Annotated in this window: 12 protein-coding genes; 5 read left to right on the top strand and 7 right to left on the bottom strand. The window is 66.0% G+C overall.

Annotated features, from left to right (window positions below):
- The first annotated feature begins 79 nt into the window (after positions 1-79).
- On the top strand, positions 80-1,318 hold the full coding sequence (locus tag CXQ88_RS14090) for an MFS transporter (protein WP_104044783.1): 1,239 nt from the start codon (positions 80-82) through the stop codon (positions 1,316-1,318).
- Positions 1,319-1,527: 209 nt separating this feature from the next.
- On the top strand, positions 1,528-2,607 hold the full coding sequence (locus CXQ88_RS14085) for a glycerophosphodiester phosphodiesterase family protein (protein WP_104044782.1): 1,080 nt from the start codon (positions 1,528-1,530) through the stop codon (positions 2,605-2,607).
- On the opposite strand, the gene CXQ88_RS14080 is transcribed toward CXQ88_RS14085, so the two are convergent.
- The gene (locus CXQ88_RS14080) at positions 2,604-3,809 is read right to left on the bottom strand and encodes an FAD-dependent monooxygenase (RefSeq protein ID WP_258061876.1); all 1,206 of its coding nucleotides are present in this window, start codon (positions 3,807-3,809) and stop codon (positions 2,604-2,606) included. The genes CXQ88_RS14085 and CXQ88_RS14080 overlap by 4 nt on opposite strands.
- Positions 3,810-4,034: 225 nt before the next feature.
- Here CXQ88_RS14080 and CXQ88_RS14075 point away from each other — a divergent pair, with 225 nt between their 5' ends.
- Together CXQ88_RS14075 and CXQ88_RS14070 are read left to right on the top strand one after the other, a co-directional pair.
- Entirely contained in the window at positions 4,035-5,639 is a 1,605-nt protein-coding gene (locus tag CXQ88_RS14075) for a serine hydrolase domain-containing protein (RefSeq protein ID WP_104044780.1), read from the top strand.
- A 73-nt stretch (positions 5,640-5,712) separates the two neighbouring features.
- A complete protein-coding gene (locus CXQ88_RS14070) occupies positions 5,713-7,014 on the top strand; it encodes a hemolysin family protein (protein WP_104044779.1) in 1,302 nt (433 codons plus the stop codon).
- Between the two features lie 26 nt (positions 7,015-7,040).
- Here the strand turns inward: CXQ88_RS14070 and CXQ88_RS14065 are convergent, their stop codons facing one another.
- Positions 7,041-8,234 carry a glycosyltransferase gene (locus CXQ88_RS14065; protein ID WP_258061875.1) on the bottom strand — a complete coding sequence of 398 codons (1,194 nt, stop codon included), beginning with the start codon at positions 8,232-8,234 and terminating at the stop codon, positions 7,041-7,043.
- A 410-nt stretch (positions 8,235-8,644) separates the two neighbouring features.
- On the opposite strand from CXQ88_RS14065, the gene CXQ88_RS14060 reads away from it, so the two are divergent.
- Entirely contained in the window at positions 8,645-9,079 is a 435-nt protein-coding gene (locus CXQ88_RS14060) for an ester cyclase (protein ID WP_104044778.1), read from the top strand.
- 115 nt (positions 9,080-9,194) lie between these two features.
- On the opposite strand, the gene CXQ88_RS22140 is transcribed toward CXQ88_RS14060, so the two are convergent.
- From CXQ88_RS22140 to CXQ88_RS14040, 5 genes are all read right to left on the bottom strand, one after another.
- On the bottom strand, positions 9,195-10,127 hold the full coding sequence (locus CXQ88_RS22140) for an excalibur calcium-binding domain-containing protein (RefSeq protein ID WP_258061874.1): 933 nt from the start codon (positions 10,125-10,127) through the stop codon (positions 9,195-9,197).
- A 67-nt stretch (positions 10,128-10,194) separates the two neighbouring features.
- The gene (locus CXQ88_RS14050) at positions 10,195-11,307 is read right to left on the bottom strand and encodes a GmrSD restriction endonuclease domain-containing protein (RefSeq protein WP_258061872.1); all 1,113 of its coding nucleotides are present in this window, start codon (positions 11,305-11,307) and stop codon (positions 10,195-10,197) included.
- A 376-nt stretch (positions 11,308-11,683) separates the two neighbouring features.
- A complete protein-coding gene (locus CXQ88_RS14045; RefSeq protein ID WP_104044776.1) occupies positions 11,684-12,064 on the bottom strand; it encodes a VOC family protein in 381 nt (126 codons plus the stop codon).
- Positions 12,065-12,403: 339 nt separating this feature from the next.
- Positions 12,404-12,580, bottom strand: coding sequence for a hypothetical protein (locus tag CXQ88_RS21835; protein ID WP_181037521.1), 177 nt, complete (start codon positions 12,578-12,580; stop codon positions 12,404-12,406).
- Between the two features lie 94 nt (positions 12,581-12,674).
- Positions 12,675-13,208: a proteasome activator gene (locus tag CXQ88_RS14040; RefSeq protein ID WP_104044775.1), complete on the bottom strand. Its 534-nt coding sequence runs from the start codon at positions 13,206-13,208 to the stop codon at positions 12,675-12,677.
- Positions 13,209-13,250: the final 42 nt, after the last annotated feature.

Here is a 13,250-nt window from a genome sequence, read left to right as displayed (position 1 = left end):
CTGTAAACTTGTTGGAGGAATCGTTGAGGCCAGCAGCGCCCGGGTTCCGCTCCCCTCCCCCTTGAATGGAACCCCCTTAATGTCCTCCGCGATTTCCGCGCCGGTGGCCAAGCCTTTTCCGCTTGCCGCCATGGTGGTCCTGGCCACCATCGCCTTCACCGCCATCACCACCGAACTGCTCCCCTCCGGCCTGCTCCCCCAGATCAGCACGGCACTCAACGTGTCCGAGCCGGTGGCCGGCTACCTCGCCGCCGCCTACGCCGCCGTCATTGTGGTCACCGTGGTGCCCGCCGCGCGGCTGCTCGCCAACGTACCGAAGCGGCCGTTGCTGGTGGCACTTGTCCTGACGTTCGCGCTCAGCAACGCCCTTGTGGGCATCGCCCCCGACTTCACGTTTGCGATGGTGGCACGGCTGGTGGGCGGCCTGGCGCACGGGCTGCTCTGGACCACCATGGCCCCGTACGTCGCCCGCGTGGTCCCGGCCGACAAGGTGGGCAAGGCCCTGGCCATCGTCTTCAGCGGCAACAGCCTGGGCCTGGCCATCGGTGCCCCGATCGGAACCGCGCTGGGCACAGTCCTCGGCTGGCGCTCGGCGTTCCTGGCCCTTGCCGGCTTCGGCGTGCTCCTCGCCGTCCTGGGCTTCCTGTTCCTGCCGTCCGTCCGGCGCGGCGCCGGCGAGGTCCGCCCCTCCATGCGCGCGGCCATCGCCCAGCCCGGCGTGAAGTCCGTCGCGATGGCCTGGCCGCTGCTGGTCCTGGCCCACTTCGCGCTCTTCACCTACATCGCCCCTTACATCCGCGAGGCCGGCCTGCCCGACTACGCCATCAGCCTCTCCCTCACCGTCCTCGGCGTCGCCGGTCTGCTCGGCATCTGGATCGCTGGGATGACCGTTGATTCGCACCCGCGCCGTTCGCTTTTGATGACGACGGCGGCAATCGCCGTTTCGATGCTGGCGTTGCCGTTCGTGGGTGGCAGCCTTGTCTTCGCGCTCGCTTTGATGACGGTGTGGGGTGCCGGGCTGGGAGCCATCGGCATCTACAACCAGTCGGCCATCCTCCGCGCCGGCCGCGAGAACAAGGACGCCGCCAACGGGCTCACGGTCCTGACCATCCAGCTGGGCATCACCATCGGCGCCCTCTACGGATCCGCCGCTTTGGTTGTGGCCGGGCCCTTGTTGGTCCCGGCGGCTGCGGCGCTCCCGGTCATCGCCGCACTGGTTATCGCCTGGGCTGGTAAGACGGCGGCGTACCCGCCCGGCCCGCGCGAGTCCACCTGGAAGCGGCCCCGGCCCGTCAAGGAACTCGAGGAAACGCACTAGGCGCCGGATGCGCGAGCGCTGTCGCTAGGGAAAAGAGGAATGGGGAAAAATGGCTGCAAAGTCCGCTCAAGATTGACCGGCAAGCAGGGCATCAGCATCCCGCGTTAACCTTCGCTCCAACTCCCTACCCCAAGCACGCAACCTGCCCTCCCTAGCGTTGACGGGTCACCGGCCAACAGCCGGCCCCGTCTCACCAGGAGGAAACACCCATGCGCCAAGTCCTGACTGCCGCGGCAGCCGCCGCCCTGATCGCCGCCATGGCGAGCCCCGCCGTCGCGAGCTCCGAGAACGAAGCCGGCACGCCGTCGTCGAACGCTTCCGGAGCGGCGCCAACGGCGACAACAAGCGTCATTAAGACGAACGAGCGCAACGGCTCCTTCGACCTGCAGAGCCACCGCGGCGGCCGCGGCGAATGGACCGAGGAGTCCCTGGCCGCGTTCGAAAACTCCCTGGCGCTGGGGGTCACCACCCTGGAGCTGGACACGCACCTGACCGAGGACGGCAAGGTGGTCGTGTGGCACGACGACACCATCCAGGCCGGCAAGTGCAAGGACACCGCCGCCGCCACCGCCAAGGATCCCGAGTTCCCGTACGTGGGCGACCGCGTCGCCGAGCTGTCCCTGGCGCAGGTCAAGACGCTCGACTGCGGCTTCAAGCAGCTGTCCGGCTACCCGGAGCAGGACGTCGTCGAGGGCAACCGGATCGCCGAGCTGAAGGATGTATACCAGCTGGTCCGCGATACCAAGGCCGCGAAGGTCCGCTTCAACGTGGAGACCAAGGTGGAGAGCAGCGAGATCGGCGGCGCCGGCATGGAGTCCCTTACCCGCGCCGTGGTGGCCGAGATCAAGGCCTCCGGCATGGCAGACCGCACCACCCTGCAGTCCTTCGACTGGTCCTCCCTGAACCTCACCAAGGAGATCGCGCCGGAGCTGCCGCTAGTGGCGCTGTCCAGCGGCAACGCCTGGATGGGCGTGGGCCAGCCCGGCGCCAGCCGCAACCTGGGCGGCATCGACATCGACGACTACAGCGGTTCCCTGCCCAAGGCGGCAGCTGCCCAGGGGTACGACGTCGCCTCCCCCACGTTCAGTTCCGTCACCCCTGAGATGATCGCCGAAGCCCACCACCTGGGCCTGCCCGTCATCCCATGGACCGTGAACACCACCGCCGACATGGAGCGCCTGATGGACCTGGGCGTGGACGGCATCATCACCGACTACCCCACCCGCCTGCGCACCCTGATGGAGGAGCGCGGCCTGAAGCTGCCGAAGGCGTATGAGGTGAAGGGCTAACCTTTTCCGCTCCTGCCCACGATCTGGCGGGCCACCAGCCGGTCAGCTCCTGGCAGGCGGCTTCCCCTGATAATCCACCGCCGCAGGAGGCGCTGGGCCCTGTTTGCGGGGAGGAACGAGGACGCCGCGCGCCTCCCCGCAGCCTGGGCTTCCTCCACCACGGGCCGCCAGCGCCGCTCGAACTCAACGAGAGCGGGGCTGATCCCTTCAGGCGACGTCACCGGGCCGAGGACGTCACCCAGCAGCGCTGCGCCGGCGACAGCCAAAGAGGCCCCTTGCCCCGCGACGAGCGACACCGCGCCGCACGCATCCCCAACAAGAACGCACCGCTCCCGCTGCCAGCCGGGCATAACCACCTGGGCGACAATGTCGTCGTACGGATGCTCCGGACACAGATCAAGCAGGCGGTCCACCGCCTCACCAAGCCCGGAAAACTCCCGGTGCAGCCGTTGCCCCGGACTCCCGGCGGGCAGATGCCCAGCCGCGCCGGTGGCATCCCGATAAACCATAAAGGCCGCCACCTGATCCGAGCGGAGGCCGTAGAGCCCCGCCATCCGGTCGATGCTGTCGGTCAGGACAAACCGGTTCCGGAAGCGGGCGTTGAGGACCGGCTCGGTCACGATGAAGGCGACGGCACGCATACCCAGAGGCCGCAGATACTCCTCTTCCGGGCCGAAGACCTGAGCCCGGACGGCGGAGTGGATGCCGTCGGCGCCCACGAGGACGTCGGCGGGTGCCTCGTCCGGCAAGTCATCGACGGTGACCCGCACGCCGTCCCCGCCACTCACAATTCTGCCCGCCGTCGCACCGTAGCGGACCCGCACCCGGCCGGGTGCCACGTCGTCGAGGGCGGCAAGGGCAGCCTGCTCCAGGTCGGGACGCAGCAGGCTGAGGACTTTACCGCCAGCGAAGCGGGCGAACTGTCCGTAGTCGAGGCTGGACGTGGTCCGTCCTCTTGCGTCGACGTATTCGACTGCGTCCACGCGGTAGGCCACGGCTGCGAGCCGGGGGTAGAGACCGATGCGCTCCGCGGCCTCCACCCCAAGTCCAAAGAAATCCATCATGTAGCCGTCAGGGCGCGGAGCCGCGGCCTTCTCCAGGACCTCGACGTCCCATCCGGCCAGACCGAGCTGGCGGGCCACCACGAGGCCGGCAATGCCCGCCCCGACCACCACAGCCCTCATGACCTGCCGAACCACCACGGACGGCTGCTAACGGTCCGTATTGACCACAATGAACGGCACGGCCGAGTCCTCAGCTTTCAGCTTGAGCTGCTGACGGGCCAGCGCTTCGATCGAGATCTTTTGCATGAGGCAAACGTACCCACGGGTGGGTCAAATTGGCAGGGGCCGGTTCCTCCACTGATTGTTTTCCCCCCGGCCAGGCCCTACCGTGAAGGGACCGTCAGCCGAAACGCAGGTGTGGGCATGCGAACAGTTTTTGGGTCTTCGCGGTGGCTCCTGTTGTGCTTGCTGGCCGCGGGGATGCTCGGCCTTGCGACGCCGGAGCCCGCCGCACCCGGTACCTCACCGCCGGGCCCCGCGACTTCCGGGCAGACCTACGAGGCGTTGGACGACTTCCTGCAGGACCAGCTCGACTCCCTCGGGATTCCCGGCGCCGCCGTCGCCGTCGTCCGGGACGGCGTCCAGGTGCACTCGGCGGCGTTCGGCCGCGCTGACGACTCCGGCCGGCCGATGACCGCGCAGACGCCGGTGCTGCTGGCCTCCACCAGCAAGTCCTTCACCGCCATCGCCGTGATGCAGCAGGTGGAGGCCGGGCGGCTGGAGCTGGACGAGCCCGTCCAGACCTACCTGCCGTGGTTCACCTTGAACGACAGCCGTTCCTCCACGATCACGGTCCGCCACCTGCTCCACCAGGCCAGCGGCATGTCCTCGAAGGACACGGCCTTCGAAGCCTCCGACGCACAGGAGCCGGAAGCCCTCGAAGAGGAGGTCCGCGCCCTGTCCGGCTCTCCCCTTGCCGGCCAACCGGGCGCGGCCTTCCACTACGCGAGCGCCAACTACAACGTCCTGGGCGTCCTGGTGCAGACAGTCTCCGGCCAGCCATTCGGAGACTACCTGGAGGAGCACGTCTTCGAACCGCTGCAGATGGCCAACAGCCATCCGACCCGGGCTGCCGCACGCGCGGACAACGCTGCCGCCGGCTACTCCCGGTGGTTCGGCTCATTCTGGCTCAAGACTGATGTGCCCGCTCCCATTGCCGGGATGCCGTCCTCCACCCTGTACGCCTCGGCGGAGGACCTGGGGCGCCAGCTGACGGCACTGCTCGACGGCGGGCGGTTCGGCGGCGCCCGGATTCTTCAGCCGGCAAGCGTGGCGGCGATGTTCGAGCCACGGGTCAGGGTAAGCGATTCACAGAGCTACGCGATGGGCTGGTTCAGCCGGGCACTCGTGGAGTCCACAGATCCCTCGGCACCTCCCGTCCCGGACGAAGCGTTGCCGCGGCTCGTGGAGCACCAGGGGGAATGGGGCAACAGCCACACCTACCTGGCTGCGGTTCCGGAATCCGGCCTCGGCGTCGCACTGGTCATCAACGGCAACGACACCGCTGCCCCGTCGCGGCTGAAGTCGATCGACACCAACCTCCTCCGGATCCTCCACGGACACTCCCCCGTGCCCGCCGTTGTTTTTGAGGACTGGCTGCAGCAGTACAGCTGGGCGGTGTCGATGGCACTGTTGCTCGGGGAGCTGCTGAGTCTGTGGCTGTCGCTCCGGTTCCTCCTCCGGAGGCCAGCACCGCTAAAGGCGCGGTGGGTTCTCCTGGTGTGGGCCGCCGTCGCGCTCGCCCTCGACGCGTTCGCCCTCTGGCTGTGCCTGATCTACGCGCCCGCCCGGTTCGACACCCACCTGTTCGTGATCGTTCGCCAGTTTCCCGACGTCGGCATCTCGCTGGTGCCTATCCTCGCCCTCGCCCTCCTCTGGCCACTCCCGCGGACGGTCTGGCTGCTCGGTAGGTTGCGCGCGGACTCGGGGGAACCCGCCGTTCGGGCTAGGGACGCCGGCGGCAACTGAACGCGCCGCCCGGCGCCCAGCCCAACGCCCCGCCTGCGGCCCGACCTACCCAGCCATTGGGTAGTGTCTGATCATGGACGGCGACACCCTGCTGAATTTTCTGTTGGTCCTCTTCTTTGTGCTGCTGGGCGGAGTCTTCGCCGGCACTGAAATGGCGTTGGTGTCACTCCGCGAGAGCCAGGTGCGCCGGATGGAGAAGTCAGGAAAACGCGGCGCCCGGATCGCAGCGCTCGCCGGGAACCCCAACCGGTTCCTCTCCACCGTCCAGATCGGGGTGACTCTGTCCGGTTTCTTCTCGGCTGCTTACGGCGCCTCCACCATCGCGCCCGACGTCGAACCCCTCCTGGCAGGCATCGGCTTCGGCGCCGCCGCGGAACCTGCTTCATTCATCGGCATGACGCTGCTGGTGGCGTACCTTTCCCTGGTACTCGGTGAACTGGTGCCCAAGAGATTGGCCATGCAGAGCGCCGTCGGTTTCACCAAAGTCCTGGCCCCTCCCCTGGGCGTCCTCTCTGAAATCATGCGGCCCGCCGTCTGGTTGCTCTCCGTCTCAACGGACGCCGTCGTGAGGCTCTTCGGCGGCGATCCCAACGCCAAGCAGGAAAGCGTCAGCTCGGAGGAACTGTGGGACATGGTGGCGGAAAGCGACATGCTGGAAGAACACAGCCGCAGCATCCTGTCCGACGTCTTCAGCGCCGGGGACCGCTCGCTGCAGGAGGTGATGCGCCCCCGCACCGACGTAACGTTCATCAGCGGCAACCTCAGCATCGCCGAGGCGTTCAGCGCGGTCAGGGACGGGCCCTTTTCGCGCTATCCCGTGATTGACAAAACACCCGACGACGTCCTTGGCTTCATCCACGTCCGGGACCTCGTGCCCCGGGACGGGAAGCACGACGACGGGCAGGTGCGGGACATCGTCCGGGAGATCCTCCCGCTGCCCGGAACCAACAAAGTCCTGCCGTCGTTGCAGCGCATGCGAAGGCTTGGCCAGCACATTGCGCTGGTGGTGGACGAATACGGCGGCACGGACGGCATCGTCACCCTTGAGGATCTGGTTGAAGAGCTGGTTGGTGAGATATACGACGAGTACGACGCCGGCACGGACGCTGAGGACCGCGTCACCAAAGGCGACGGGTCTATTGACATCGACGGCGGGCTGATCCTGCAAGAGGTCGCCTCCGCGTCTGGCATCGAGCTGCCGGAGGGGCACTACGAGACGGTGGCCGGCTTCGTTATCGACCGGCTGGGACGGCTGCCCCGGGTCGGTGACAGTGTGGAAGCTGACGGCCACGTTTTGACGGTGACGGCGATGGACCGGCTGCGCATCTCCCGGATCCGGGTGACGCCAGGTTCCTTGGAGCTTCCACCTTCCTGATCCCACCGGTGCCCACCGCCGCGCGCTCATGGGCCTGCCAGGTCCTCCAAAACACTAAGCGCGACGGCGGTCCCGTCCTCTTTCCGCAAGCGCTCTCCAACTTGGACTGCCCTGTCCCGGCATCCCGCTGACGCGGCGAGGGCAGCGGTCAGCCTGTCCTTGGTGAGCCTCCGGTACGGGATGGGCTTCGGTGCCAGGCCTTGGCGGTGCAGAAGATTCCCCCAAAACGGCTGATCAGCAATGAAAGGCACCACCACCGATGGAATTCCCGCCCGCGCGACGGCGTGGACCGTCCCCGCGCCGCCGTGGTGAATGGCGGCCGCAGCCCGCGGCAGGACAAGGTGGTGGGGCACGGAGTCCCTGACCAGCACATCGGCTGCCCCGGTTACCTCGCGAACGTCCATCCCTCCCCAACCCCCTGCCACCAGGATATTCAGTCCGCTCCTGCGCGCTGCCTCGGTAACCGTCGCCCCCCGTTCCCTGGCGTCGCCGGCCTTCATGGAACCGAACCCCGCATACACAAAGTCCCCGGAGTTCATGAAGTCCTCCAGCTCGCCGTCCCCGTGCGCTGCCAAGGGCTTGGCGACCCAATGGCCCGTGAGGTGGGTTGTTTCGGGCCAATCCGATGGCCGGGGCAACAGCTGCGGACTTACGGGGACCATCGCGAACCGTGTACCTGCCCTCCGTTTGGGGCCGGCAGGCAGTATCTTCAGCGCAGTCTTCAGCTTATTCCTGAACATCATCGGACCCGCGTTAGCCGCACTGTAGGTGGCACGGTTCAGCGGACCCAGGCTTGCAATACTCGTAAACGGCGCAGCGAACTCCCGTGTGGGGGTGAGTGGAACGGTCTCGACGATAACGGCCGGAACTCCAAGGCTCTCTGCAGCGATCGGCGCACTAAGAACCTTCGGGTGATACACCACAACATCCGGCGAGAAGGCAACAGTGTGCTCCACAGCGGCGAGCAGCATCCGTCCCATGGCAGGCCGGATCACGGCACGGAATGTTCTGGCCGCGGCCCGCGGAGACACCCCCTGGTCGCCGATGAGATGCGCGAAATCCATGCGCAGGCTGACCGTATCCAGGTTTGCCGTGTCTGCCCCGGAGTTTTCCGGAATGGCGATCCGGATCTGGTGGCCCCTTGCCTTGCCGGCCCGTGCCAATGCCAGAAAGGGCTCGACGTCGCCGCGTGTCCCCGCGGTAAGCAGCAGGATCTTCACAACTCAGCCCCAGCGGTCGGCCAGGCTCACACCGTTGGCGGCCACGGCGGCGATGTCCCGCCAGGCACGCTCCGCGCACTCCTCCCACATAGGTCCAGTATCCGCCCGATGGGCAAGCCCGCAATCCCCCAAAGTGGGGATTCCTTAAGCACCCGGGGACCCCGGTGAGATGATCGCGACCGGTGGTGCCGTCGTCGTATTTTTCCTGGGAGTCCTTGCCGGGTGGTGGCTTTCGGCGCCACGGTGCTGGCTCTGATAGCGCTGGTTGCGCTGCCGTTCTGAAGGCGTAGCACGGCTCGTTGACAGTGGTGATGGAGGGATGTGCAATTAATTTGGCTCCCACAGCAGCGGAAGCCAATCCCCGAAGCGGCCCCCGCTTCCGTGAGGCCGCCCAAAATTGGAGGTCAACAATGGGACAGGCACGGGAAGTCATGGATCGCCTGACCACGGCCATGAATGAAAAAGACAAAGAAACACTGGCACGTTGCTACGCCACCGAGGCTGTCGGGTACACCCCTGACAAGGGGGAGCTCCGCGGGCGTGACGCCATCACCAGCTACCTCTTTGACTTCTGGGAATCCATGCCAGATGTCCGGTACGAGCACGCGGCAAGGCATGAGGCAGGAAGCGTGGCGGTGGATGAGGGCTTCGTCGTCGGAACCAACACAGGCCCGCTGCGCATGCCCACAGGCGGAACCATGCCAGCAACCGGCAAACAACTCAGGATCAGAAGCTGCGACATCGCGACCGTTGAGGGTGGCGAGATCACCTCTCACCGCTTCTACTTCGACCAAGTGGAGTTCCTGTCACAGCTCGGACTGATGCGGGAAATGTCCGAGCATTAACCGGCTGTACGCCAAGAAGAAGAAACGGAAATGCCGTGGACACCCTGCGAAGGGGTATCCACGGCATCCTGTTCACCGGGTCACTTATTCGACGATGCGAGTTGGGTAGTGGACCCTACTTGTCACACCCAATGCCGTCGCGGTCCCTGTCGAGGTGCGTTCCATAGCCTGGCGTGCCGGCATACACCGGCGCTGCTCCTGCTGCCCGCGCTGCAGCGCAGTTGGGGTAGTAGGCCGCTGCCGGTGCTGGCACGGCTGGGGCCGGAGCGGGAGCTGGGGCGGGAACCGGCACCGGTGCAGGCTTTGCAGCCTGCGCAGCTGCTGCTTCGGCCGCTTGCCGGGCTGCAGCCTGTTCTGCGGCCAGCTGAGCGGCGGCGGCCTTGTCTGCAGCCACCTTGTCGGCCGCTGCCTTCGCAGCCTTTGCAGCCGCAGCTGCCTTTTCAGCCGCAGCCTTTTCAGCCGCAGCCTTTTTAGCCACAGCCTTTTCAGCCGCGACCTTCTCGGCCGCCGCCTTGTCTGCAGCAGCCTTCTCGGCGACAACTCGCTTTGAGTCAGCCTCGTTCATCCAGACCAACCGCTGATCGGTTCCCCGGGTGCAGATGAAGGTCTGGCTGTTGTACTTCTGCGTTGCAGCAGCAGTGGCGCAGGTCGAGTTTGCGGGGTTCGTCGCCGTCGGGGTGGGAGTTGGCGTGGCCGTTGCCGACTGAGAAGCAGGGCTCACAAGAGCTGCCTTGTCTGTATCCGCCCGGGGCGCGGCGGTAGCACCAACGACCCCCGCGCCCAGAATCAGAGCAACGAATCCGGAAACAGCGACCAGACCGCCGGATTTACGGTGCGGCAGCCCAACCCACGAGCGGCGCTTGAACAGCAGCACATAGAGCCCTGTGAGCAAGGCGACCAGGCCAAGGATAAACAGCACCATCCCCACTCCTCCGGCCACAGCAAATGGAATCAGCAGTAGCAGCAGCACTGCGGCCACGATCCAAAAAAGTACGGTGGGCTTCCAGCGACGCTGCTGGGGCGCAGGAGCATATGGATTATGTGTCAATTTTCCCCCTAGGAAATGGTTGTGATGGTGATGCAGATGGGGCGTGGAAGCCCCAAGACTTTGGGTGCTACTCGCAGGCCACGCCGTCGGAATCGCGGTCCATCCCCGAGCGGTAGCCAGCCTGCCCGGCGAAAAGCGGCGCGGCACCTGCAGCCCTGGCCGCTGCGCAGTTCGCGTAGTAGGCGGCTGCGGGGGCGGCCGGGACTGGGACAACCGGGGCCGGGGCAACCGGGGCGGGAGGCACTGGAACCGGTGCCGGTGCTGCGGCAGCCGGAGCAGGAGCAGGTGCCGCCACTGGCGGTGCCGGCTCGGCAGCAGGCGCAGAAGCTGGTGCCTGCTGGTTCGTCGGTGCCGGCTGGCCGGAGCAATTGGCAAGGATGCTGGCCATCGCGACGTGTTCCGCCTGCGTGATCCACAGGCTATACGTCGCCTTCACCGAAACCTGCCGGGCGACATACTCGCACCGGAACCCCTTGTTCGGCGGCAACCAGGTGGCGGCGTCGCCGTCGCCCTTTTTTATGTTGGTGGGTCCGTCCGTCGCCTGAAGGTTCAGCGGATCATTGGCGAAAGCCGTCCGTTGCTCCGTGGTCAGCTGCTGCGCACCCTTCTGCCAGGCATCGCTCAACGCCACAACATGGTCGATCTGGACCTTGCTGCTGGTCCCACTCCCCCGCAGGAAGCTGATGCTGGCGCCGGTGTACGGGTCGGCGAGCATGCCGGACTGCACCTTGCAGGGGACGCTGTTTGTGTAGGTGATCACGGTGAGGTCGCGCTTCAGCATGTCGTTCCGGGTGTCGCAGCCGTTGCGGTCAACGTCCGCCCACGCCTGCCCGAACAGCCCGCGGTCATACCCCGTCTTGGGCGCCCGGCCCTTGATGGGGAGGGTGGCCAGCAGGTCGATCGCCTTGGTGGCGAAGGCAGGCTGCGTCTTCGGAGGTGCCAGTGTGGCGCCTTGGGCCACGACGGCGGTGGCCCCGGGATCCAGCGGGGCGCCCGTCTCCTGTGCAGTTGGAGCCGACGACGGCGCCGGCGCCGCTTCCGCAGTTACGCTCGCCTTGGCAGGCGCGGCCGCAGCTGTGCTGTCCGACGAAGCAATCTCAAGGTCAGCAGCAAATACCTGCGGCAAGGCGACGGCGCCGGCGCCGGCGATAAAGAGTGCAAAAGCGGCGGCAAGTGCCACTGCCCCCGGCTTGCGCGGTGGCTTCGCTTTTTGCCCGGACCCCGGAGACGGTGCTGATCCCAAAAGGGCCTCGTAGTCCGACAATCTTTCCCCCAATAAAAATGGCCCGGCAAATAAGCCGGGCCTTTTGCTAAGCCGCATTGGTTATAGTTGAAGCCTATTTCCGGGATTGAGGGTGAACCGTGAAACTGCGGTAAAGCTGGGACAACATTGATGTCGTCTTGATCCATTCTTGATGCGACTGGCTACACCCTGAATCAGTAGCCCGCACAAGGGCGGGCCAAGGGACGGCGGCGAGCGCCGGCGTCGTAAGTTCTCCTTAAACGCCCCACTTCAGTGTCCTGTGGTGCCCGCCGCCCTGCCCCTCGGACTGCGGCTACGTGCGCTGGGTGAGGTTGAGGATGTTGCCTTCGCTGTCGAGGAACCAGGCGGCCTTGCCCCAATCACTGGTGGCAACCCCGTTTTCCGTCTTCAGGCCTGGCATGTCGTACTCTTCGAACGTGACGCCTCGGCCCCGAAGTTCTTCCATTTCGCTTTCGAGGTTGTTCGTTTCCCAGCCCATCTGGGTGTTCTTGGCCGACCCCGCATTATCTGTTTGGTAAACCAAGAAGGCGGTTCCGTTGCCGCAGCGGTACAGCAGGCTGTCCTCCTCCATGGACTCGGAAGATTCCAATCCCAGCTTGTCCCGATAAAACTCCTTTGCCCTGCTGATGTCCTTCGCGGGAAGGACAGCCATAAGTGCTGAGTCCTTGAGCATGATGGTTCCTTTGTGCATGTACTTTCGCGTTGATGGCGATGCTCTCCCCTTGGGGCGGTCCCGGAACAACACTGTCCGGGGCGCGTGGCCGCCCTTTCCGCCTTATGCCGGGCTGCCACCTGGGACTCTGAAGCGCCCCGCCAGCCATCATCGGCGCGAGGGTCCCCGAAGCGTATGTGCCCATTATGGAACTGTTCGGTGGCAACGGAAATAGGGTTTTGGTGCTCTTCACGATGCGTGCGCACGGCGAACGGGGGGGTGTTTCTTGCGGACACGCTGGAAGAGCTCGAGCCCTGGCCTGCAGGCGCGCGTCTACTTGCGCGGCCCGCCGGTTTCCTCTTAGGACTTATCGCGGGCTTCCCGCAAATGCTGCTCCAGTTTGGCCTCCGCGTCCCGCCGGCGGTGGCCGATGGAGCGGGCCTGTTCAGCGGTGGGATGACGGTGCTCCCGCTCCCCCGAAAGGTGTTTAGCCCCTGCGGGCACGACGTCGTTGTCTACTTGGTTGTTATCACCCATACCGGATGGTCTCACACACACCTCATGAGGGAACAGGCCACCGCGCGATGGACGCGCAGTTTAGGGGAGGCGTCCGTGCCCGAAAGCCACGGCTTCAGAGGTACTGGCCCGGAAGCTCGACGTCGTCGGCCGGGTTTTGTTCCCGTCCGCCGCTTTGCCCCAGCGGGCCGCTGTCCAGCACCACTGTTGGCATGCTGCCGGGCGGATCAGGGAGGGGAGGCTGCACGGGTTCCAGCAGCTGCCGTGTTGCTGCCTGTTTCGCCTCAATGGTCGACTGGATGTCCTGCACCAGTCCCCCGATCCACCCGGAGAGTTGCGCCTGGCCGATCCGCAGTTCTTCCTCCGACGCCGAAGATGCGCTGGTCAGCGGCTGCCACAACCGCCGCAGTTCCTCCGCCGGGCCCGGCGCGAGGCCGTCCTGGAGTTCCTCCACCGAGCGCTGGTGGACGTGGGCGAGCCGGGCCCGGGCGTCGTCGAGAGGTGCGTTGTGTACTTCATCCAGGAGCCGGAGAATGCTCGTTCCAATCCGCATCACCTTTGCCGGGTCTTCCGCCAGGCGGCCGAGCGGGCTGCCGGTTCTGCCCCCGGCACCAGGATCGGCGAGCGGGCCTTCAGGTCCGGCGGTCATGGTTCTTCCTCTCACGTGCAAGATTGTTTCCTGACGAAAGCC

The sequence above is a fragment of the Arthrobacter sp. ZGTC412 genome (assembly GCF_002929215.1).
GTDB lineage: Bacteria > Actinomycetota > Actinomycetes > Actinomycetales > Micrococcaceae > Arthrobacter.
This window is presented reverse-complemented; position numbering and strand designations above follow the sequence as displayed.

What these genes read in the sequence shown, in the direction of transcription:
- CXQ88_RS14090 (WP_104044783.1), top strand. Translation starts at nt 80, where the DNA reads ATGTCCTCCGCGATTTCCGCGCCGGTGGCCAAGCCTTTTCCGCTTGCC.
- CXQ88_RS14085 (WP_104044782.1), top strand. Translation starts at nt 1,528, where the DNA reads ATGCGCCAAGTCCTGACTGCCGCGGCAGCCGCCGCCCTGATCGCCGCC.
- CXQ88_RS14075 (WP_104044780.1), top strand. Translation starts at nt 4,035, where the DNA reads ATGCGAACAGTTTTTGGGTCTTCGCGGTGGCTCCTGTTGTGCTTGCTG.
- CXQ88_RS14070 (WP_104044779.1), top strand. Translation starts at nt 5,713, where the DNA reads ATGGACGGCGACACCCTGCTGAATTTTCTGTTGGTCCTCTTCTTTGTG.
- CXQ88_RS14060 (WP_104044778.1), top strand. Translation starts at nt 8,645, where the DNA reads ATGGGACAGGCACGGGAAGTCATGGATCGCCTGACCACGGCCATGAAT.
- CXQ88_RS14045 (WP_104044776.1), bottom strand. Translation starts at nt 12,064, where the DNA reads ATGCTCAAGGACTCAGCACTTATGGCTGTCCTTCCCGCGAAGGACATC.
- CXQ88_RS21835 (WP_181037521.1), bottom strand. Translation starts at nt 12,580, where the DNA reads ATGGGTGATAACAACCAAGTAGACAACGACGTCGTGCCCGCAGGGGCT.
- CXQ88_RS14040 (WP_104044775.1), bottom strand. Translation starts at nt 13,208, where the DNA reads ATGACCGCCGGACCTGAAGGCCCGCTCGCCGATCCTGGTGCCGGGGGC.